Genomic DNA, 21547 nt, shown 5'->3' on the forward strand with positions numbered 1-21547 from the left:
TACGAGGAGGATTGAGTAATGACTAAGAGCAATTCGAAGAAAAAGGGACTACGCTCATTGTATGTAGCCTTATCCTTGGTTCTTCTATTCCCTGTACTGCTATCGGGGAATGGCAACAATGCAGAGGGGGCTGCCTTTACTACCATAGACAGTATTACCTACGACCATAACGATACGACCTATGGAACTGTATTCAACCTGTCTAATGGGACTAAGGTATTGCAGAACTACATTTATCCAGTGCAGTCGATCACGGCCGATAAAGTCCGGATGTATTTTGAAAACTATGATACTGAAGCAGGTAAAGTGTATTTGCAAGGAACCACGATGTACTCTCAGTTAAAAGGCAAAAGTGTTGTAAAACTATTAGACCAAGTTTCTGATTTTCAGGTCATCGAAAATGGCTATTCGTGGTCGATGGCGACTAGCTACAGTTATTTTGCTCTGAAAACGGATGGAACCGTATGGTCTTGGGGGAAGGGGACCAGTGGACAGTTAGCCATCGGTGGTGCAGCCGATAAAAGCATCCCTACTGAAGTGCTCGATCCGTCCGGAGCAGAGTTGTCAGGCGTGAAGAAGTTGTTCTATCTTTCAGACAGTTCGATTCTAATCGTGAAAGATAATGCTGTGTACCTTGTCGGAGAGGCATTTGGAAAATCGTCTTTCACCACCCCGACCTCCAAGGTAGTCGATGTAACCTCTATCTTTCCGGCCTTCAGTTCAGCAGACAACTTTGATATGAAATTTTTGAATGGACAGAATCATGCGGTCATAAACACGCGTCCAAGTGGAACTGGATACTCCGATATTAAAGCTAATGTATCTTCTCGCATTTTCACAATCAATGGATCATCCTACACTCTTTCAAACTGGTTTGCCTATAGGTCTCCTATGGACACATCGAATGAGTTGACGAACAATACTTTAAATGCGTTACCTGGCAACATCAACCTATCGAATGTACACAGATACATGTCCCCTTGGAGACACGGTGCATCTGATTATTTGCTGCAAGGCTATGTGTCTATTCAAAACGGTGACCTGAGCTACTGGGGGACATCATTGTCCGAATTCTATACCTCAGCTTTTTCACCGTTGCAGGTTATTGATACTGGGGTTACGACTGTAACTTCCGATTCCAGCGGTACTTTTTGGTACCTTAAAAATGGGAAAGTATATGCAGTGGGGTTGAATTATCTCGATAGAGCTGGAGTTTCTGGCGGTTCATTAGCTACTCCAGTCAGAATAACTGGACCAGTCAACCAAATCGTGAACATAACCGATTTGGCTGCTTCAGTAGAAGGCTACACCTATGCGTTAGCAGCTGATCATACGGTAACAGGCTTTAATAAGGCGTCCTATTTCTTTACCATGGAAAAAAAGTTTCTTAAATTATATTCGGTTACGACTCGTAATGGTGCAGCCTATGTATATGGTATTACAGAGGACGGAGTTCTAGAAAAGCTTAACGGCAGTAGTAGTTATCCTGTTGATGGTGGATTTCCAACAGTATATCCACCTGACTATGTCGCTCCAATTGTACTAGATTTGCCAACAAATACAGTAGCCCTAGACAAGTTTAATCGTCATGTGATTACCGTGAATTATGGTTCTTCTACCGATATTCAAACCCGTGAGTACTCGGTTGATGGTGGAACAACATGGAAGAATTACACAGCTCCCGTAGTATTAAGTCAGCCAGGCGCAATTAGCTTTAAAGCACGATCAGGAGCAGGCGCTACCTATAGCCCAATCATGTCGCTAGATGTGAATAATGATCCTATCGTTATTGCAGCCGGATATCCCAAGGTAATAGACAAGGGCAATGGAACGTATACCGTGGAAAGTGGAACAACACATACCAGTGTGAAAGTTCAAGTCCGCAATGATAATGGGGCGTGGTCCGACTATACAGGACCCGTTACCTTGTCACAAGGTAGCCATGTGGTGGACACAAGAATCCTAAACCAATCGGGAGAAGAACTGGCGACAGGTCAGGCAACCATTAATGGGCCGACTCCTATCCCAACAGTGGCCCCTACAGCCACTCCTGTGCCGACAGTAGCACCAACGGTTGCACCAACACCAACGGCAACACCCGTGCCTACAGTAGCCCCTACGGTCACCCCGCAACCAACCATAGATCCAGGCTGGGGCAGTCCGATTGGTTCAGAGGATATTTCCTTTACGGTCCTGGGCGGCGGGTTCAATGCTCAGTTTAACGGGTTACTGCTTGATACGGTGACAATTGGCACCACTAATCAGTACCAGGTGCTCAACAGCGTTACGAACTCCATAATTGAAGACTCTCGCGGAACCGCAGCAGGTTGGAACTATTCACTCAAAATTTCGGATTTCATCAGTGATCCTGTGGTCGATAACAGCCTCGGAACCAATAGCCTGGTCGTCAAGATGCCTTCCACGGTTCTAAGTGTTGACGTTAACGATACAACAACACTGGTGGGCCAAGATATAAATCTTGGGCTGAAGGGCTCCTATGTCTTTAATGCTGAACCCGTAGTCCTGGCGAAAGCAGAAGCATTCCAGGGGATGGGGCAGTATCAACTGCCGATGAGTTATATGCTCCGTGTGCCGGATAAGGTAGAAGTTGTTTCGGCTGGAACTGGCAGTGCCTATCAGGCGGGAGCCAAAACGGGACTCCGTGTGGGAACGTACCGTTCGCAGTTTACGTTTACACTGGCTTCCGGAATCTAGTGTAAGGATAAATATAGGCTTCCAGTAAAGGAGGCCTATATTTTTATCTGGATTTTAGGTGAATGAAGGTACTTTAGGTCAATCTACAAGTGCTAATATAAAAATTTGGAGGATGATAGTATGTTTTTTAAATCTAAGGATCAAAAAGAGTATTTAAAAGAATTGGCTTTCTATAAAGAGGCTAGAGAATTATTAAAGAAGACTTTAATTGAAAATCTAAAACTGGATAAATACGGCGACCCTTTCATGATGATTGTTCATAGCCATAAAGGGAAAAATTATGATGGAATTAAAACGGAGATCAAAACAGATCGTGTTATTTGTAGTACTAATATGGGTGGTGAAGCACCTGCCAGTGTAATGGATGATGTCAAAAAGGAATTGGAGGCTAAGGGCTATAAAGTAACATATCCTGAAGTTCGGGCGATCAGCGATACAGAATTGCAATTTTGGATTAATGTAAAATGAAGATGTTGATCATTTCTACTGATTAATCAAATCATATTTAATAGTCCTATTGACAGGTGACTTTGCCGGTTGATAGGGCTATTTATGTTAAATGAAGGAGGATTATCAATGAAAAGTGTGATTATTTTGGGGGTTGGTCGAGCAGGCAAAACAACATTAGCCTGCATGTTGAAAGCTAAGCTGCCTGAATTCAATTTGAGTCATAGTGATGATTTAAAGTGGGCTATGATTCGAGGTGAAGGAAGGGAAGGATACTTCAGGAATAATATAAAGGAACAGAAAAAATTTGAGCATAGTGATTATTTCCAAAGGTTTCTTCTGGAATTCTTCATATCCGGATCAAAGACAAATAAATGTATCCTGGAGAGCGGACAATTACACCCTAAGTACGTTAGAGATTATATCAATCGTGATGAACATATTGTTGTCTGCTTAGGTCATGGTTCTCTTGATCAACAGGGGATTATCGACCTATGTCGCACAAATGATAAAGTATTCGATTGGTCTTATAAGTTATCCAAATCTGCCCTGGAACAGCATGCAGCTCATTGGGCAGAAATGAATTGTATTTTACATGATGAATGCCTTAAGTATGGCATACCATATATTGATACCTCCCAGTATCGGAATAAGGTATTGGAAGAGACATTGGAATACGTAAGTAATAGGGTGGCGGGGTAAAGGAGCATTTCGCTTTTTTGTTTGTTTTATGAAAGATAACGAAAGAAACGTGGAGCCGGTTGCCGACTGAACATGCTATAATCAACTCAAACCTGTGATATCATCCTGTGATCCTCAAGTATATATAGAATGATTGGGGTATATACTTTACCAAGTCATATCTGGGAGGAAAGCTGATGGATAAGAAGAAGGAGGATGGACAGATGATCGAACAGAAGCAAGAGGGTAAACAACCAGCGGCCTCCGATGCTGAGGTTCTGAAGCTTGCCAAAAAGGGCATGAAGAAATACAGAAAAACCTTGGATAAGTTGGCTAAGAACTGATGTATATCCAACTGACACCTCGACAGATTATAGAAATTCATGATGCAGAGCTGGCCGAATCGAATGGATTGGCCGGAATCAGAGAACCGGGATATCTTGACTTCATATCCGAGAAGCCATTTAGTGTGGTCTTCGGTGAGGAGCAGTATCCCGGTTTGTTTTTGAAAGCAGCGGTTTTGATGGACGGCCTAATATCATCCCATTGTTTCTACGATGCCAATAAAAGGACGGGAGTCCTGGTGACATATGTCTTTCTGGGGCTAAACGGATTTGAACTCGATGCAGATCCCGAGGAACTCTTTAAGGTGGCCATCCAGGTCGCCACCAAGAAAGTAGGCATTCAAGCCTTAGCAGCATGGTTAGAGAAGAACTCGTACAAGAACGGATAAATCCATACTTTTTGAATACGTTTGTCTTGAATAAATGCGTTATGTTTGTTCTGTAGGAGAATGAAGGATGAAGTTTTGAATAGCATCACGACACAAGCGCCGTTGGGGGGCTTTTTATTTTGCCTTTTTTCAGTGTTAAGGTGCGGTGGGGGAGAGGAGGGGTATAAAATTAGTGGAAAAGGATAAATATGGGTTTACATAATGAAATCATTATGTTACTCTAAAAGAAATTCAAAAATAGGGTGTGAATCTCAATGGACGCTAAAAGAATGGGCAGACCGCCTTCTGTTAATCCAAAAAAAGAACAACTATCTGTAAAGATGGACAAAACTACTGAGAAGATATTAGACAACTATTGCCTTAAACATAATGTCACAAGGCCTGCAGCCGTGCGTGAAGCAATCTCTCGACTTAATGAAGAGGAAACACGGTATTTTTGGAGTCCGGAGTGGAGACAATTGCTTGAAGAGAACGAAACCCATGTATTAAAAGGGACAGAGAATCTGCAGCAAACTCTAAGTTCGCTTCTTTCGTTGATACGAAATATGAAAACAAAAACAGGGAGTGAAGAGGAATGAGGTCCATTCGATTAAGATTTGGTAGTGCGATTCTAGCCATCATTATGTTGTTAGGTTTGGTAGCGAGTGTCGCTTCTGCAGCCCAGGTCACAGTAACGGTACAGGTCAATGGAACAGCGCTCAAGTTCCCGGACGCGAAGCCATACTATGAGAATAACCGGGTAATGATACCGATCCGGTTCGTCAGTGAAGCGTTGGGAGCGAAGGTAGGTTATGGCCTGGATCGATCCGTAACGATTGAATTAGGTACGAAGAAAATCCTGATGAAGATCAACAGCGACACGGTAACGGTCGAATCAGTCATTCAAAAGTTGGATGTACCTGCTCGTCTGCAGCAGAACCGTACCTATGTACCTTTGCGGTTTGTGTCGGAGGCCCTTGGTGCAGAAGTGGGATGGAATCAGGAAAAGCGTCTGGTGATGATTAAGACAAAGGTATCTTCAACACCTGAGGCGAGTCCATCTCCTTCAGCATCGCCTGCTCCGGGTGGAGAGAACATGTTTAAGGTTGGGTTTGAGTGGCCTCGTGAGACAGAGCTGGGCAAGGAATTGTTTGTAGATAATATGAAGGTTGTAAGTGGGAAGTTAACTTTCACTATGCCTAAGATTGCTGAGAGTGGTAGTAAATATGCCAATGATGGCTCCTCTGTACCACTCATTCCTGGAAAAACTTACTCGTTTGCGATAGGAAAAGGGGCAGGGTTTATTTCAATTTCAAAGCCAGAATCTAATGGCGATAGTTGGGAAGGTTACAATATCACATTAGATACAAATTTTAATGAAGATTTGAGTGCATTATTTGGAAAGATAACTGGTGATGTAATTGTATTTGGTAATGGCAATAGTGCCTCTCCGTTATCAGAGGTATTGGGGAAAGCCAAATCGTTAAAATAGTCCATTTTGATATCGTCACTTTAATGAAAAAAGTCTGCCTAGAAAAATAGACAGGCTTTTTTGTCGTTGAAAAGAATCCAGGAATTATGAAGGGTTGGTGTTTGTGATTAAAAAGAGGACTGGTATTTTATTAAGCATTTTTGCCTTGCTGCTATCAATAACCTCAAATGTTTCGGCAGCAGAGGTTCCGATGTTACGTCAGTATGTAAATTGGGAGTATGGGAAGCAAGAGGCAAATGGTTTTGCTGGTTATATTCCAGCTCTAGATAAGCAGGTGAACAATAACCCATGGCAGCTCTATCAATGGGCTGGATTATTTACCTTTTCAGATGGTCAGACAAGAATAGTGCCTAACTATGATGTCTTTAACGTAAAAAGAACTCCAGTAGACCAGAGTTTTAGTAAAGAGAATGGCTTTGGATTAGTCTTTAAAAGTGAGTCGGCTTTGGGTGATCTATTCGACTCTATTTGGGCAGGTCAACCAATTGAAACAAAGCAGCGGCAATACTTCCGTAACCAATTCCTTCAAACAGCAAATGATCCTATTTTTAAAAAGGGCCATGAGTACTACTATACAATTCAAACCTTGTATCCATTCCTTCGTACATCCGGTATTGTTCCGCGTATGGGTATTAAGTTCAACAGTTCCCAAAAGATCAGTGATGACACCTATCGAGCGCTCTATGATGTTTCCCCTTGGCCGAAATTAACAGTATCTCAGGGAAACGCATTGAATGTCGCTTTCTCCTCATACGGGTACTCTGAACGGGACATTCGGGTGATCGCAGTCCCCAAGGGGGCTTTTCCGGACTTATCCAAAGTGGTCAGTCTAACGGATGGTAAACTCATTCACACTGCTGAACCGGTCTATAACGGCAACGTAAGCGTGAATGCGAAGGATATCTCCAAAGTCCTCGGTAAAGACGTAGATATCATCGTGGATGATGGTTATGGCCGGACAGCCATTAAGAGCATTACGCTTCCAGATGAGCAAGCACTGGACTTCGTACCTACAAAGTTGACCCTCACGGACGGTGGGCAGCTATGGGTGAAATTCCGCTATGACGGAGATGATATTATAGCTTCCGATTATGTGAAAACGCGGGGGATGCCAATGAATGCTGCAGTTAAGATTGGCGGTGTACTTACCGCAGAGTTTTCGCTGGCCTCGATGAACCAGTCTCTTCCTGCGACCATATTGAATGGTCAGGAGTTCAACTACATGCTCGGTAAAATTGAGATTGGTGATGATCCGGGGAAGTACTATATCAAAGTGGACGCCACCATTAACAATCCGGTCCATCAGGATCGGGCGCTGGAGTCACCGGCGGTGGCATACAACAACAATATGCTGCATGGAGAATGGATGATTGAACGTGTGGCTCCGAAGGCGGATCTGATTGCGGTATCGATCACAGCGTCTCCGGGCTCCATCACCAAGGGCGGTCATTCCAGCATCACCGGCAAGGTGAAGAATGACAGCGCAGTTGAGCAGAATGATGTGCTCATTCGCTTATACGATAACGCCAGCAAAATCTATGAAACACGCAAATCTTTTGCTGCAGGTCAGACGCTAACCGTGGGTCCTTTTAATTGGACAGGCACCTCAACAGGGGTTCACAATCTCACTCTCTCCGTTGATCCCGAGAAAGAAAAGGTGGATCAGAATCGGAGCAATAATATTGTCACGACTGGCTGCAGTGTTGTATCAGGTACTGCTGGAGGTGGGAGCGAATGTAATCAGCCGGAGGCGGCTGGTGAATGGTCAGTATCCTATCCAGTGATTACTGGTTATCCTACGAAGTACTACTCTTCAAGCTATACAACGGCGGATGGTAAGACTCACTACTTCACTCAGTATTATACAGACTACGGTGATCCTAACTGGAGCAATACTCCTGTAACGTACCAGGAGAATCTGAAGATCTCTGCAGAAGTGAACACCAAGCAAGGCATAGCAACAGATCTTAATCACCCCAAAGAGTCGGACAGGGAGAGTCGCGGTTCCTGGGAGATTATCCCTTACGCCAAGAGAAGCGGAAAGGATGCTAATGCAATTACAAGAGCCGGTTACGGTATTGAGCTGAAAGTAAATACAACCTACACCACGAATTGGGAGACAAAGATACCTACAGGCCTAGAAGGAACAGCATATTCGTTAGGGGGGACTTACTACGGTCCTGACGCGGTGTACGCTACCTTCTATGACTCGAACTGGAAGTTCGAGCGCCAGGTCAAACTGGAGAAGACCGGTGGGGACCGCAATAATGCCACCTGGGAGTTACCATTGACCAAGATCACCTCTGACTCAGGCAAAGTCTATCAGAGTCGCAAATACATGACCTCTGTCAATACTACTGATGGCTATTACCGGATTAAGATTTCAACTGATCCCGCAGGGATGAATAGCTTAGTGACTTGTATTACGAAGCAAGTAGAGATATACGGTGGGATGTATGACGATGTTCAGAATGTGAGAAGGACAAACTAAACTGAAAGTAGCTAACCCCATCGATCTCGGTGGGGTTTTACTTGTGAGCACCGAGAGGGCTCACTGAAGGAGGAAAACATGATATCTAACTTATGTACACTGCTGGAGGTAATCGTGATCTGTGGCCTGCAACTGTTATTCCCGGATTTAGGAGTATAAAGTGATGGCCACAGTAGATATGTTGCTGATAATAAGCCTAATGATGCTTTGCTGCTGGTTCAGCTACACGGATATCACGGAGCGGCGGATCGCTAATAAGCTAACGTACCCAGCAATTTTATCATTGCTAGTGCTCAGGATAGGATTCAGCCCGGAATATTTTTGGGGGCTGGTCCCAGGCGCAGTGTTATTTCTGGTCTTCATGATCAGCCCCCGATCCTTGGGAGCCGGTGATGTGAAGTTGGTGGCACTGCTTGGATTATGTATCGGCCTGGAACGAGCGGTGGTTACTCTACTGTTGATGTGCATTTTTGTTTTTCTGTATCAGGGAGGAAGAAAGCTGCTGTCAGTAGAGGCCCTACTCTCTGTGCCGCTAGCACCATTTCTGACTGTTGGCCTGCTATGGGCCATAGTCACTTTATGAATACAAATTGTCGATTTACAGATTGTTACAATCGTGTTAATGTGAAGCTACGCGGATCGGAAGCACCGGCGTGTAGTCCGAAAGTATCGGCGCAATCGCCCTGTTGGCTTAGGCTGGCAGGGCGATTTTTTGCGTTAAGAAAAATCGTATTGGATTTCCAAAAAAAATGGCACCGCGGGGTCATATTCAAGGACTGTGAGGGCTGCGAAATCCGAGTCGTCACGGACTTGATGCATGTCACTGCAGCATTCGAAGCTCTCTTTTGTCCAATTTTCACGATTACTGCTTCTAAGCAAGTTGCTATCTGAAAAAGGGTTGTGAATATTCAACTTTGGCTTCAAAAACATAACCCTCTTAGGGGGAGTTCAGTTACATAATTCGGTTAATCAACAGGTCTGATGTAATGTTACTATTGCATGCAGAAGATTGATAAATAGCCTCCGTCAAATCCAATTAGTGGCTACATAGAGTATCGCCAATTTTATTGTTTGTAAGTATGAAAATGTATATCATAAAAGATACAGTTTAGAAATTGCTAGTGTATAATTGCAATAAGTTGCTATCAATACTAGGAGGTACGTATGGCTAAGAAAGAAGTTTTAACGGATTTGTGGGTATACAATTTACTTAAGGAAGCCAATTTAGAGCTAGAACCACAAGGTAGTTCTATATTAGAAATAGACAATGCATTAAAAAAGGCCTCTAAAAACGGAACTGGTAAAGTAGGATTTCCTGAATATGTTGGTGTAGTAAAGGATTTTCTAATTGTAATAGAAGATAAATCTGATTTATCTAAACACCTTAAGTTAGATGAAAATGGATTAATTAGCACAAGACTAAATGATATTAAAAATTATGCTGTCAATGGTGCCTTATTTTATGGGCAACATTTGGCTAAGTATACATCGTACAAAAAGATTATAGCTTTCGGAGTATCTGGAAACGAAAAGAAACATAAAATAAGTCCGATTTATATTGATGAAACTGAGTATTATAGAGAACTACCTGAAGTAGAATCTTTTATTACATTTAATTTAGTTAATATTGATGAATATTATATTAGAGAGGTTCTAAAAGAAAATACTGATGAAGAAAAGGCAACAGCAGAAATCTTAGGGGATGCTTCAACTCTACATGAAGACCTACGGAATTATGGTAATTTAAAGGATATTGACAAACCATTAATTGTTTCAGGCATTATGCTGGCATTAAGGGAATCTGAGTTTAAAAATTTTACAATAGACGATTTAACAGGCGATGACGTAAAGAGCGATGGACAGAAGATATATGATGCAATTCATTCAAATTTAAAAAGGGCTAATGTATCTCCAGAAGTAAAAAAGGATAAAATGTTAAGTCAATTTGCAATAATTAAAGATACTCCTATACTTAATGAGATAAATAATAAGCTAAAAAAAACTCCATTAAGACATTATACAGAATTCCTAAATGAAAAGATCTATAAAAGCATTAGATATACTAAATCAGCTGAAGACTATTTAGGACGATTTTATGGGGAGTTTATGTCTTACTCAGGTGGTGATGGTCAGACTTTAGGAATTGTACTTACTCCTAAACACATAACGGAGTTATTTTGCGATTTAGTTGAACTAAAGCCAAGTGACATTGTTTTTGACCCTTGCTGTGGAACTGCTGGGTTTCTTATAGCAGCTATGCACAATATGCTAGGAAAAACTAGCAATGAAACAGAAAGAAGGAATATTAAACAAAAACAACTTCATGGGTTTGAATTACAACCATATATGTTTACAATAGCAACTACAAATATGATATTACGAGGTGATGGTAAAAGTAATCTTATAAATGATGACTTCCTAAAAAAAGATTCAAATAAATTACAGTTAAAACAAGCTACAGTAGGTATGATGAACCCGCCTTACTCACAAGGATCTAAACAAAATGCAGACTTGTATGAATTAGCATTTACTGAACACTTATTAAATTCATTATCAGTTGGTGCTAAATGCGTAGTTATAATTCCTCAATCTTCAATAACTGGTAAAACGAATGAAGAACAAAGCATTAAAGAAAACATCTTGAAGTACCATACATTAGAAGGTGTGATTACGCTAAATAAAGATACTTTTTATAGTGTTGGTGTTATGCCTTGCATTGTTGTCTTTACTGCCGGAGAACCACATCCTAAAGATAAAGAATGTAAATTTATTGATTTTAAAAATGATGGTTTCAAAGTTAGTCCACATATTGGTTTAGTAGAAACAGAATCAGCAATTGATAAAAAACAACATTTATTAGATGTTTGGTTTGACAGAATAGTGACAGAAACAAAATTTTGCGTAAAGACAACAGTGGAAGCAACAGATGAATGGCTTCATAGCTTCTACTATTTTAATGATGATATTCCAAGTGACGATGAGTTTGATCAATCTGTTGGAAAATACCTATCTTTTGAATTTTCAATGATAATGCAAGGAAGAAAGTATCTATTTGATACTACTAAAGATACAATACCAAGTATTAGATATAAGGGAATACCTTTAATTAATGAGATAAATTGGAAAGAATTTTATATTACAAATTTATTTGAAACAATTCAAAGAGGGAAAAGACTTACAAAAGAAAATCAAACTTCCGGTGATATTCCATATATATCTTCAACTGCGCTAAATAATGGGGTGGATAATTTTATTTCTAATGCTGAAAAAGTCAGACGATTCTCCAATTGTTTAACTATAGCCAATAGTGGAAGTGTAGGTTCAAGCTTTTATCAACCTTTTGAATTTATTGCAAGCGACCATATCACACACTTGAAAAATAAAGAAATGAATAAATATATTTATCTTTTTATTGCGACAATGACAAACCGACTTACTGAAAAGTACAATTTCAACAGAGAAATTAATGATACTCGTATCTCAAGAGAGAAAATAATGCTTCCAGTAAATAAGAAAGATGAACCTGACTATGAATACATGGAACATTATATAAAAAATCTAATAATAACTAAAAATAAAGAATTTCTAGATTTTACTGTTGAACCTCAAAATTAGTGCTTGTTATTTGCCAAAGACCGATTATGGTTGAAGTTAACTAAAAAACAGCCTTGTACTTTTTTAAATAAAAAGGCTACCTAGGGTAGAGTGTCCATTAGTAGCGAGATAAGAGCAACGGGAAATGCATTAATCTTAGAAGGATAAGAAAGAAAAGACACAGCAGGTAATGAAAGGTAGATCCAAATGGTACGTCTATAATAAACATGTTTACACAAGGACACCCATGTATAAGGAGATTTAGGAAGAAGTGATATGCTGGCCAAATACTCAGTATTACTCCAGCGGGGAGGCGGTGCTAAGGTAGCATTTCCGTTTTAACAAAACTTCTAACCAATCTTCTAACAACAACCAAATATCAACAAAACTATAGAGGTAACTATACGCTTAAAACACGCGATTTATTGCCCAACAGACCCCAGGAAAACCTTATAAATCTATGCTGGGTCGCACTCGTAATGCGTGGGCCTTGGGGGAGCCTTCATCAACATCAGTGCATGAAATTTAGAATAGATCAACGTTTGTCAATAGCCTCTACACATTGTTGCAGTCAAGTGAAATAGATACAACGGAAGTGCCGTACCCTGCCATTATTGGTAGGGTATTTCTTGCGCTAAGGGAAGTTTTCTTTAACTATATATACATAATGTTCCAAATCATTTATATTGGAAGGAGATTGTAATGTCGGTAAAATGATATTTAGGGGGATTAAATTTGCTTGGGATTTTTAATGCAGCAATACTTATCGTAATCATTGTTGCTGGTATAGTGCTATTTACTTTGTCTAAGAAGAAACCACAGTACTCATATAATGAAATTATTGATCCATTGAAAATTACAATAAAAGATATTGATCGAATGGCAGATGGGTCGGAGTTTGAGGAATACTTATACCGGTTGTTTTTGGCCTTGGGATATAAGGACGCATATAAGACTCAAGGAAGCAGAGATTTCGGGACTGATTTAGTTTTTACTGATCGAGACGGGTATCGAAATGTAGTTCAAGCAAAACGTTATTCCTATTCGGTAGGGCTAGGTGCTGTACAAGAGGTGTATAGCTCAATGAGGTATTACCGAGCCAAGAAGGCTATGGTGATCGCATCAAATCAATATACAGTTGCATGCGAAGAACTTGCTGGGTATAACGGTGTGAAACTTCATAATAGAAATGATCTTATTGTAATTATGGATTTATTTAAGACGAGACAGATCGATAAGGTGAAGGATATCATAGAAGCAGATGCACATATGATTTTTGATTCCTGGGATAACTACATGAATGGAGATAAAGTAATCAAGAAGGATCTTAAAGCTGAGAAACGAATTTTAGCTGAGCAGCAAAGGAAGTGAATATATGAGCACTACATACAAGGTCTTGGAGTGAGATAAGGATATTCTAGCGGCAACGCAATCTTAATCCAAGGTGTGAGTGTGGTTTCGTCTGGAGCCGGACCGAGTCCCAACCAATAAAGAGTGCCTTATTGCAAGGCAGAACGTACTAAACCAGATTATAAGGGATTTAAACTAGTTACGCCTGGAATCGAAACAACGCGACATTCGAGTCTTGGGAGAGGATGATCAAACGAAGTTTATTGTTCATCACCAATATTATTGCAGAGGTTATAAGGAACTGTTTTTTTTCATGACGCGGAAGTAATGCGAACTGAGAGGTTCTGCAGCTGACGCGATACGTAAGTGAGGTTGAGGGACTTTTAAAAGAGAGAGCTAAAGTATCCAAATGAACAAAGCTACATAACAAAACCCCAGGATGATCTCCTGGGGTTAATTTCTAAGAATATTTACTCCTCATACACTGTGAATTTAATTCTTTTCTTTATTTAAGGACAAGTCAAATGATGCAGTAATATGGTTTAAGCGGGAATCAGAAGGTACCGCCGTTATCTCGACCGTTAAGCTTAGCGGATCGGGCAGAGCATCATTGCTAACTTTCTCTATGCCTGTCAGGTAATAATGCTTATCGCCTAAACTTACTAATCCCCCGCCAGATGTATTTGAGTCTGTTATATCTTTCCCATTATTATAGAATTTGCAGATTATATTATAATCCTTGATAATAGCAATTCCATTTACCTCGTAACCAACCTTAATTTCATTTTCAGCATAATTGGCATTTCGTAAGGCAAAAGTTACGCCTTCCACTATCTTCGTTTGAACTTCAATATTTGGTTCAGGCATAGATGCTTCTTCAGGATTGTTTGTCCACCCGAAATAACGTATAGCCAGAAATCCTACAAAGAGCATACCTACAACCAGAACAAGTAAGCTTATTCTTTTATGTTTCATTATATCTCCTCTCAAAAAAAGATTAGAACATACAAAAAACTCGTATGTTCTAATCTTAGCATAAATTATAAACCAAAAGAGAAGTATGGAGGTGGATTTTCAGTTACATAAGTACTCGCTGATGAAATAGTTAACGCTCCACCTAATGGCCAAGCTATTGCAGGTGCTACAGAAAGTGATGAAACTTTATGCTTATAGTATCCATTTATCCCAACTGCTGTATCGTTAGTATTCCCTTTTTGTGCATGGTAACTCATATAGCCTCTAAAGTTATATGCTGCAAAATTTAGAGAGGAGGTGGGAAGTTCAAAGGTTATTGCTGTGCCGCCAGGATCAGCAACTGTATTTTCACGAGGTATAGGCAGCCCAGTAAATGTTTGCCCGCTACTAACTGCATCATATGCAGCTGTGAATATGACATTGCTCTGATTTCCAGACTGTACTAACTGCGGACCATGTCCTAGTGCTAAGATATCAATTCCTCTTTGAGAGGGACTTATTACCCATTCAAATCGTAGGTTAAGCTGATAATCATTTGTCCCCACTTTAAAAGCTTGCATAGTATATTTCATATAGCCATCGTCAGTAACATAATCTACGCTTGAATTTTGAATGTTTACTTCTTGTTGTTCTATCATTCTTAACTTTGGAAGAGTTTGTTTTTCATTTTGTGCTACATTATATTCTGCTACTTCCTGGTAAAATTCATCTTCACTCAAAGGTACTACTTTTTCTGTACCCTCTATAGGTGTAATCGTCGGGGTCAATCCTTGAGTCAATGTCTGACCATTTTCTTGTACATCCACGTTTACTGTTTGCTTAACATAGTGCGTGGTCTGTTCTACTAATGCGCTATTTGTATACCTTTCAACTTCTTCTTTCGTTAGCAAATCATCTATTTCTTTTTGTGTCCAGCCGGAATTAAGTAGGACAGTATTACCTTCGATTTTAGAAATACTAGCTCCATCTGCTGATGCAACCATGCTAAAAGAAAATAGTAGAATACTTGTCAATGATAATGTTAGGGCCTTGCGAATAATTTTTTTCAATTTAAAATCTCCCTTCGAATTGTGTTTGTTTGCTTCGCCTCCTCCAAATTAATGCTACCAGTAATACATAAAATTGTAAAATGACATAATGACAGTAATACAATCGTTTTCGTTCTCTTTTTCATGGATATAGAATATTTACCATTGTATTCTATTAAATGCTCTTTGATCCTTCATATATTAATATGAAATCTGAGAAGATAAAATTAAATACATATCAACAAAACCACAGGATGTTGTCCTGTGGTTAATTATTATTCGCAGCCGATTCATTTCAACCTGGGGACTGATTAGTCTTCAAACAGTTCGTCCATCAAATTATCAATTTCTTTCTTTCGTGCTAATGTTTCTTCCTTAGCTATTCTTCCTTGCTCGTCTTCAAAAATTAATGTATTCCCAGTCTTAACCTTAAACGGCAATGTCGATCTAAGAATATCCTCAGTTTGGCCATCAAACTCAATAACAACATCCTTACCTTCGAAACGGTCTACAATTCCTTTCCTCATTTAGCTGCCCCCCTAGTAGTAAAGGTTATCAGCCCTAATTATGTTCATATGAAATAATTTAAAAGGTCACATTGGTCACATATTTGGTCACGAACTCTCTATAATCCAATTTATCTTATAGTTCCGAACCCCAATAAAATCAATGATTCACTAATAGAGTTTAGGGCAGTTAACCCTTTCCTCTATATCAGTTGGTTAGAGCGGTCGACTCATAACCGATTGGTCAGGTTTGAGCCCTGTAGAACCATTTTAGTCCCCCCCTTGCCTAGCAAGGGGGGACTTCTGTAAACGTGGAGAAGGAAATCCTTTTGGTACTACCACTCTGATCAAGGAGAGGCAGCGCGATTTGTCCAGCAAAGGTGTATTTTATGAATGGGTAAGGACAGCTTAAGGATTACGTTACATTAGTACCACATACAAAGTCCTGGAGAGTGATACAGACTTCTTGGTGGTTCCCTGGCACAGTCAGGTATCAGTCAGGTACCGGGAAGAAACGGACTTCATCGGCCATCTGATGGACTATGGTGGCATAGTGGGAGGGGTACACCAGAATCTATTAAGATTGCAGGAGTCCGTTTCGTTCGGGAACGGTTTGAATTTAGAGCATACATAAAATAACCCGCCGGGCTTATATGCCTGACGGGTTTGTTTTTATTGAGCGGTATACTCGCTTACTTCAAAGGTTAGGATCTTATCATGTATTACGTATTCTGTTCGTTTGCTGAACGGACCTTTGTTGTTATTGTGCTTATCAATACCATATCGAGTAGATCCGGCCGCTGAGTCGTACCAGTTGAGGAATGCATTAACTTCGGTAATAGGAAGATCGAATTCTTTATCAAGGCCAGTTGTTAAAGTAATTGTGAGAATTGCCCGAGCTCCTGAAGGTATCTCAGGGTTTGGAGTTGATGTTGGCACAGGAGTGAGTTCTGGAGTTGGGTCCACTGTTGGTGAAGGTACAGGTGAAATAGTTGGCCCGGGTGTTAGAATCGGCTCGACAGTTGGCGTTGGCGTTTCTGCGCCAAATACATCAAACTCAGCCAAATTCATATTGGACTGATAGGTATAATTTACGTAGATTACTTTAACAACATTGAGCACAGTTTCAATTGATTGTTTCGTACCGTCAATCACAGGTTTTCTAATCTCATGGGAGACACCATTTGAATCAATAAAATCAATCGCATAAACATAATTGGCAATTGGAGCGGAACTTGATGCAGAAACTTGGTAAGCAGATATATTCATCGGTTTTGAGAATGTAAAATATACAGCATTTATTGAACTGTTTAAAACTACTGATGTTGATGCTATATTATCAGTAACTTTGGTTGTAGTTCCTGAACTAGCGCCAGTCGGAGTTTGTAAATTAACTATCTTACTGTCTAGAAGGCCATCCGGATATGCATATGATGATGAGGGCCAAACCAAAGAAGAGACAAATATAATGAGTAATGCGACCACAAGGGATGAACTGATTATTCTTTTTGTTTTTGACATTTGAAAAATCCACCTTTGTATTGAGACTTTATAATTTCAATAATTAAGAATTAGGCAAGTAATCCGGATTGTTTAAAATCTGATCTACTATAAAAAGTAGATCGTCATCATTCACATATTCATCACCGGCTTGTTGAGCGTTGTATTTTACAGGGTCAACATCGGGTGCGAAGTACTTGAAATATCTGGCATCGATTGCAAGGTCAACCAGAGTGAAAGTCCCCGATTTATTTACATCAGTAGCCTCTATGATGACGCTGTCCTCTAAACAGTTAACAGTTTCAAGATCATATTCCTCTTCGGTATCTGCAATCCTCGCTTTGGTTGCATCGACGACGGCTGTGCCTTTGGCTTTTGCCTTAAATTTAAGCTTGACGATAACCGTGTCTTCGTTGATGCCGTATTCTTCACCTTGACTGGCTACAACAAAGCGGACGGTACCGTTTTGATCCACGGGTTTATTGTATACCTTATAACCGATTACCTCTTCAAACCCAAGATACTGCAAGTGCTCTTTGTCATATTTCACTTCAAAGTCTTCAGCGTAAATATCCTTCACATTTTTCAGTGCTACATCAGCTGTAAATTCTTTGCCTAAACCAATCTTTTCTGGCGCAATGACTACATCAAGAGTAGGCTTCAATGCCGGTGCTGGTGTTGGGCTAGGTGTCGGCGTTGGTGTCGGTGCTACCGTCGGCGTAGCCGTTGGCCCTACAGTCGGTGTTACTGTTGGTGTGGGCGCTGATAACACCCCAAATACATCAAATTCAGAAATATAATTTACGTTTGAAGAATCATTATTAACTACCCTGATTTTCGTCACATTATCTGTAGACAAATCAACCTCAGTACCATTGATTTTAGTGACACTTACACTTTTCAAAATATTGACCCCATTGTAGAGTACAACACTTAGTGATTCGTAAGTAGTATTAGACTGACTATACGTATACAGTTTGTAAGATTTAATGCTTGTCGCTGATGCAAAGGCATATTCCATGTATCCACCATTGGTAGGCAATCCCTTATAAGTAGAGTTATTGTTATCTGTCCAATCTATTTGCCCGTATGCAGCACTGCTACCGTTCGAAGAATAGGTATTCAGAGGCAAGCCTCGTAACAACCCTGCGGGTGTTGGTGCGGGCGTTGGTGTTGGACTAGGATCAGGTTTTGTTTTCGTGAAATAATCACCCGATGATTTTAAAAGAGTGCTACCGTTAAAAATTGAGACATTAGTGACAGTTGACGGATTTGTCAAAAATGCGCTGAAAACCTTAACATTATTAATCGCCGGACTAAATGTATAAGTAGTGTCTTTTAAAGTAGATGAAACTGGAACAGATTCACTCCAAATTGTTGAATTTTGAACATTAAGCAAAGAGACGGCAATTGATCCGCTGCTCCTTATGGTGACAGACGTGACATTGTCAAAGGCCTGACCGAAATCGTAATAAACATTCTCGTTAGTACCACTACTGTTGAAATAAGCAAAAGATGAAGCAGGAAAAACAAAAATTGAACACAAAATTATAAATAGTACCTTTTTCAATTAACACACCTCACAATAATTTTTAATTCAACAATCAAAAAAGCTTCTTTATGTACTAATTAGTTAATAATATGATTTCCCCTTTCGTAGAATAATGTGTATTCATATAGCCTAGTTATCCTAAGACAATAATTGGTATATGTCTAAACAAAAATTCTTATATTTGGGATATATAGATTAAAGACATTAAAAGTACATAATTATGGGAAGATAGGCATGTAATCATGATTGATTGGGGAACGTTTGTTTGGTTATAATGCAAACAAACGTTCCTATTATATCGGAGGCGATCAGCCATGAGAATGAGCATTGGTCAGACTATTGAAATCATATATCTGGACAAAGCGGGCAATATTACGCAGCGGAAGATTGAAGTGAATGGTATCCGTGATGGCCGAATCCGTGCCAAATGCCTGTCTACCGGCGCGTCGCGCGTGTTTTTGGCAGCAAACATACTCTCATGGCGACCATTACAGGAGCGGCGGCATGCTTGACGACACTCCGCGTAAGCTGCTGCGGATCATCGTTCAATTTAAATACCATTTTAAGCGTATGCCCTCGATCCGGGAACTAGGGCGATTAAGCGGGCGCAGGCCACCGGAGATCATCAAAGGTTTTAAAGCCCTGGCTGCGGAACATTATATAGAGTGGGAAGTAGGCAAGCCTATTGAGACAGCCGTAGTCCTTGAGATTTGGGAGCGCAACATACAACTAGATTCGGGGCCGCAGAAAGGCACACAAGGCGGCGGGCGTGGCGGTAATGCTGATTACTGGCTATACCATTAGGGGGCTGCATTATGAGTAAATTGGATGGCAATGAACGATGGAAGAACAAAATGCTAATGACCGAGCATGTGAAGCAGTACGAGGGAGCGGAGCGGGCAGCGTCCAGCAGCAAAAAGATGCTAACTACTGAAGAGCGGACCATGATCCGGGATCTGATCTTGTTGCCTCATATAGATACGATGGTTACTAAGAGCCTGCGGGAGCTGGATCACTCTGGCAGCATCCTTAAGCGGGCCTATCGGATGGCCGGGGAGGCGATCCAGCAGCGTGTTATGAAAGATACCCATCAGTTGCTGAAAGAGTTGAAGAAGAGAAATATCCGATTTATTGCGGATGAGCAGGAAGAGTTTATCATATACCATAAAGTTTTCTGTAGAGGTTATCAGGAACGTTTCGGTCTGACTCGTGATGTGATGCGCACTGAGATCAACTTAAGACTGACTATGTATACAGCAGAGTTAGGGAACATAATAAAAAACGGCTTCACTACATAACAAAACCCCGGATAGTGAACCCGGGGTTAATTTTTTTTATTCACATGCTACGCCGTCACCGTCTCGATCAAGTTTTTTGGAGTATCCTGGTTCGCCCGCATAGATAGGGGCAGCACCGGCTGCTCTCACGGCAGAACAGTTCTTGTAGTAAACATCTTGAACTGGTTGTGGGGTTGCTTTTGGCTTCGGCTTTTTAGTAGGTGCCGGAGTTGGCTTTTTGGTAGGTGTAGGCTTTTTGGTTTGGACTGGCACAGGCTTGGGTGTGGCTGTGGGCTTAGGCGATGGTTTGACTGTTGCAGTTGGCTTGACAGTTGCCTTCGCTACAACGGCATCATCAAATCCCTTGTCGGTAGCGTAATCTTCTATACTCCAAATCCCCCGCCTTGCTGCCTGGGCTTTCTTCTGGATCTTTCGGAACTCATCTACATATTTCACATCCGGTGGAAAGACAGCAACCCGCGCAAGACCTTTCTCCAGCAGCAATTCATTGACCATTTCATCATTGACATAGGCGTAAGCAAGAATGCGTCCGTACTGGTCACGTTCAGATACATCGAATTCAAGTTTCACTGTTTTATTTGTAAGAAGTTTTGATGTAAACTCACTTGCCTCTGGGCCGAATGGCTGTACAGGTTTACTCGGATGTTTTGTCTCGGGAGTATCAATGAGAATAAGACGGACCTTTTCAGACTTTCCATTTAGGTTAACTGTAAAGGTATCACCATCAGTGACGGCAGTAACCTTTGCTTCAATGGCTTTTGCATCCATAGACAAACTGGCAAGTTCAGCATTCTTCTGAGTTATTTCAGATTTAAGCACATAACTATCAAGAACTTCTGTGTGTCTCTCAGTCTGATCAGTGGCTTGTTCTGAGAAAGAAGCTTTTGGAATTGCAATCAGGAACAAAATAATAAACATAACAGCAGAATATTTGGTGATTGTTTTTCGATTTCCCCAGCGAACAATGGTCGGCTTAAACATGCCGAAGAACCAAAAAATAATCACAGCAATTGATGCAAGAAGAAAATTCATCCCAAAGGCTTCTCTCAAGGACATGCTTGTAATAATAACTATTTCTAATAAAGCAACGATTCCGATGAAAATTTGAAACTTTTTTGATCTAAACATTTAAATCCCCCTTTGCATTTCTACTTAGGAACTATCGGTAATATACAATGATATGTAAATACTGTAATAGAGGGATTT

General features: G+C 40.6%; 20 protein-coding genes. 14 read left to right on the forward strand and 6 right to left on the reverse strand.

All coding sequences use genetic code 11. The annotated features are described in order from the left end of the window. Window positions 1–18 precede the first annotated feature (18 nt). The 11 genes from NYE24_RS30845 (at window position 19) to NYE24_RS30895 (ending at window position 13503) form a co-directional block, all read left to right on the forward strand. Window positions 19–2715, forward strand: coding sequence for a hypothetical protein (locus NYE24_RS30845; RefSeq protein ID WP_342477447.1), 2697 nt, complete (start codon window positions 19–21; stop codon window positions 2713–2715). 120 nt (window positions 2716–2835) lie between these two features. Further along, window positions 2836–3183, forward strand: a complete 348-nt coding sequence (locus NYE24_RS30850; RefSeq protein ID WP_342477448.1) for a hypothetical protein — start codon at window positions 2836–2838, stop codon at window positions 3181–3183. A gap of 108 nt (window positions 3184–3291) precedes the next feature. After that, window positions 3292–3864, forward strand: a complete 573-nt coding sequence (locus NYE24_RS30855; RefSeq protein ID WP_342477449.1) for a hypothetical protein — start codon at window positions 3292–3294, stop codon at window positions 3862–3864. A 176-nt stretch (window positions 3865–4040) separates the two neighbouring features. Next, window positions 4041–4187, forward strand: a complete 147-nt coding sequence (locus NYE24_RS30860) for a hypothetical protein (RefSeq protein ID WP_342477450.1) — start codon at window positions 4041–4043, stop codon at window positions 4185–4187. Beyond that, complete coding sequence (locus NYE24_RS30865) at window positions 4187–4576, forward strand: type II toxin-antitoxin system death-on-curing family toxin (protein WP_342477451.1); 390 nt, start codon at window positions 4187–4189, stop codon at window positions 4574–4576. Before NYE24_RS30860 ends, NYE24_RS30865 begins: the two co-directional genes overlap by 1 nt. 254 nt (window positions 4577–4830) lie before the next feature. Then, the gene (locus NYE24_RS30870; RefSeq protein WP_342477452.1) at window positions 4831–5154 is read left to right on the forward strand and encodes a hypothetical protein; all 324 of its coding nucleotides are present in this window, start codon (window positions 4831–4833) and stop codon (window positions 5152–5154) included. Next, window positions 5151–6047 (forward strand): copper amine oxidase N-terminal domain-containing protein, encoded by an 897-nt coding sequence (locus tag NYE24_RS30875; RefSeq protein WP_342477453.1) that lies wholly within the window; start codon window positions 5151–5153, stop codon window positions 6045–6047. The genes NYE24_RS30870 and NYE24_RS30875 overlap by 4 nt, the downstream gene beginning before the upstream one ends. 103 nt (window positions 6048–6150) lie before the next feature. Further along, window positions 6151–8538, forward strand: a complete 2388-nt coding sequence (locus tag NYE24_RS30880) for a CARDB domain-containing protein (protein ID WP_342477454.1) — start codon at window positions 6151–6153, stop codon at window positions 8536–8538. 163 nt (window positions 8539–8701) lie between these two features. Then, entirely contained in the window at window positions 8702–9121 is a 420-nt protein-coding gene (locus NYE24_RS30885; protein WP_342477455.1) for an A24 family peptidase, read from the forward strand. Between the two features lie 581 nt (window positions 9122–9702). Next, window positions 9703–12153 carry an N-6 DNA methylase gene (locus NYE24_RS30890; RefSeq protein ID WP_342477456.1) on the forward strand — a complete coding sequence of 817 codons (2451 nt, stop codon included), beginning with the start codon at window positions 9703–9705 and terminating at the stop codon, window positions 12151–12153. A 714-nt stretch (window positions 12154–12867) separates the two neighbouring features. After that, window positions 12868–13503, forward strand: coding sequence for a restriction endonuclease (locus NYE24_RS30895; protein ID WP_342477457.1), 636 nt, complete (start codon window positions 12868–12870; stop codon window positions 13501–13503). Between the two features lie 471 nt (window positions 13504–13974). Here NYE24_RS30895 and NYE24_RS30900 read toward each other — a convergent pair whose 3' ends face one another. The 5 genes from NYE24_RS30900 to NYE24_RS30920 form a co-directional block, all read right to left on the reverse strand. Then, a complete protein-coding gene (locus NYE24_RS30900; protein ID WP_342477458.1) occupies window positions 13975–14457 on the reverse strand; it encodes a hypothetical protein in 483 nt (160 codons plus the stop codon). Between the two features lie 65 nt (window positions 14458–14522). After that, a complete protein-coding gene (locus NYE24_RS30905; RefSeq protein ID WP_342477459.1) occupies window positions 14523–15506 on the reverse strand; it encodes a hypothetical protein in 984 nt (327 codons plus the stop codon). Window positions 15507–15796: 290 nt separating this feature from the next. Next, entirely contained in the window at window positions 15797–16012 is a 216-nt protein-coding gene (locus NYE24_RS30910) for a DUF3006 domain-containing protein (protein ID WP_342477460.1), read from the reverse strand. Between the two features lie 651 nt (window positions 16013–16663). Continuing rightward, window positions 16664–17512, reverse strand: a complete 849-nt coding sequence (locus tag NYE24_RS30915) for a hypothetical protein (RefSeq protein WP_342477461.1) — start codon at window positions 17510–17512, stop codon at window positions 16664–16666. A gap of 43 nt (window positions 17513–17555) precedes the next feature. Next, a complete protein-coding gene (locus tag NYE24_RS30920; protein ID WP_342477462.1) occupies window positions 17556–19061 on the reverse strand; it encodes a cohesin domain-containing protein in 1506 nt (501 codons plus the stop codon). A 296-nt stretch (window positions 19062–19357) separates the two neighbouring features. On the opposite strand from NYE24_RS30920, the gene NYE24_RS30925 reads away from it, so the two are divergent. The 3 genes from NYE24_RS30925 to NYE24_RS30935 are packed head-to-tail and all read left to right on the forward strand — an operon-like array spanning window position 19358 to window position 20341. Next, the gene (locus NYE24_RS30925; RefSeq protein ID WP_342477463.1) at window positions 19358–19555 is read left to right on the forward strand and encodes a hypothetical protein; all 198 of its coding nucleotides are present in this window, start codon (window positions 19358–19360) and stop codon (window positions 19553–19555) included. Continuing rightward, window positions 19548–19847 (forward strand): hypothetical protein, encoded by a 300-nt coding sequence (locus NYE24_RS30930; protein WP_342477464.1) that lies wholly within the window; start codon window positions 19548–19550, stop codon window positions 19845–19847. Before NYE24_RS30925 ends, NYE24_RS30930 begins: the two co-directional genes overlap by 8 nt. A gap of 11 nt (window positions 19848–19858) precedes the next feature. After that, window positions 19859–20341, forward strand: coding sequence for a hypothetical protein (locus NYE24_RS30935; protein ID WP_342477465.1), 483 nt, complete (start codon window positions 19859–19861; stop codon window positions 20339–20341). 36 nt (window positions 20342–20377) lie between these two features. Here NYE24_RS30935 and NYE24_RS30940 read toward each other — a convergent pair whose 3' ends face one another. Then, window positions 20378–21469 (reverse strand): thermonuclease family protein, encoded by a 1092-nt coding sequence (locus tag NYE24_RS30940; protein ID WP_342477466.1) that lies wholly within the window; start codon window positions 21467–21469, stop codon window positions 20378–20380. Window positions 21470–21547: the final 78 nt, after the last annotated feature.

Source organism: Paenibacillus sp. FSL H7-0350 (assembly GCF_038593195.1).
Classification (GTDB): Bacteria; Bacillota; Bacilli; order Paenibacillales; family Paenibacillaceae; genus Paenibacillus_AQ.